The sequence below is a fragment of the Mesorhizobium sp. M7A.F.Ca.CA.002.04.1.1 genome (assembly GCF_004022805.1).
Lineage (GTDB): Bacteria > Pseudomonadota > Alphaproteobacteria > Rhizobiales > Rhizobiaceae > Mesorhizobium > Mesorhizobium ciceri.
Map to the genome: position 1 here is coordinate 1 of NZ_RZPL01001152.1, position 985 is coordinate 985.

The following is a 985-nucleotide window of genomic DNA, read 5'->3' on the forward strand; positions in this document are numbered from 1 at the left end:
ACGCGATCCTGTGCGACGCCAATCTGCCCTCTTCGGCGCTGGAACGGCTGGTCGCGCTCGCTGCGGGCAAGCCGGTTTTCGCGATTGCCATTTCGCCGGCCAAGGTGGTGCGGTTGCTACCGGTGCTGAAGGAGCTTTCGCTGGTCTTCATGAACCGGCGCGAGGCCATGGCGCTGGCCGGCGTCGCCGCGAATGCCACGGAGCGCGAGGTCGTCGACGGGTTGCGATGCAGCGGCCTCGTCAGCGGCGTGGTGACGGCAGGCGGCGGGCCCATGCTGGGCTTCGATGAAGCCGGCGCCTTCTCTATCCTGCCGCCGCCACCAAGAAAGGTCGCCGACGTCACCGGCGCCGGTGATGCGCTGGCAGGCGCAACGGTCGCTGCCTTGCTGCGCGGACTGCCGTTGCGGGCAGCTCTGCGCGAAGGCATTGCCGGGGCGACGCTTGCCATCGAAAGCGCCGCCGCCGTTCCGGAGTTCACCGCGGCGAGCTTCGCGGAAGCGTTGGCTCTTGTGCCGGATGCCAGGGAAATGGCATGAGACCGGCGAATTCATAGTGCCGCGATGTTGCCGAGCGTCCGACGGACGCGCCGCATTCCGGATAGGAGACCTTGATGACCCCTGAGACCGCCCGCCCCTTCATCGACATCCACGCGCCGGTGGCGCAGGCCCTGGCCGACGGCCGGCCGGTGGTGGTGCTGGAAAGCACCATCATCACCCATGGCATGCCCTACCCCGACAATGGCGCCATGGCGGCCGATGTCGAAAAGATCATCAGCGATGGCGGCGCCGTGCCGGCGACGATCGCCGTGGTTGGCGGCCGCATCAAGATCGGGCTTTCGGACGGCGAGCGCGAATCGCTGGCGATGACGGGCGACGCGATGAAGCTGTCGCGCGCCGATCTCGGTTTTGCCGTGGCGCAAGGGCGCACCGGCGGCACCACGGTCGCCGCCACGATGATCGCGGCGCATATGGTCGGCATAAAAGTG

2 protein-coding genes are annotated in these 985 nt (G+C 68.0%); both read left to right on the forward strand.

What is annotated here, in order from left to right:
* Positions 1-536, forward strand: a 536-nt coding sequence (locus tag ENZ75_RS32915) for a PfkB family carbohydrate kinase (protein ID WP_245481354.1), incomplete at its 5' end; no start/stop codon positions are given.
* Between the two features lie 74 nt (positions 537-610).
* Positions 611-985, forward strand: a 375-nt coding sequence (locus ENZ75_RS32920) for a pseudouridine-5'-phosphate glycosidase (protein ID WP_206617169.1), incomplete at its 3' end; no start/stop codon positions are given.